The sequence below is a fragment of the Pseudoalteromonas sp. RB2-MNA-CIBAN-0110 genome, assembly GCF_040309305.1.
GTDB lineage: Bacteria > Pseudomonadota > Gammaproteobacteria > Enterobacterales > Alteromonadaceae > Pseudoalteromonas > Pseudoalteromonas arctica.
Genome location: NZ_JBEOOQ010000357.1, coordinates 1 through 230, shown reverse-complemented (window position 1 = coordinate 230; position 230 = coordinate 1). Strand labels below are relative to the sequence as shown.

The following is a 230-nucleotide window of genomic DNA, read 5'->3' as shown; positions in this document are numbered from 1 at the left end:
ATATTACTAATACCTTTATAGCCAAGAGTAGCCGAGCCAACTCTAACACCATCAATTAAAATAAGGGTATGGCGTGAACTTGAACCGCGTAGCGAAACACCTGAATTTTGGCCAAAGCCACCATTTGAGTTAATTTGAAAACCAGCTTGAGAAGCCAACAAACTAGGTAAGTCTCGCACATTACTTTTTTCAATATCAGCACGGTCAATTACGCTAACACTGGCCAGCAC

General features: G+C 41.3%; 1 protein-coding gene. It reads right to left on the bottom strand.

Annotated elements, in window-relative coordinates:
* On the bottom strand, nt 1-230 hold a 230-nt coding region (locus tag AAEY68_RS21780), incomplete at both ends, for a TonB-dependent receptor (RefSeq protein ID WP_350586909.1).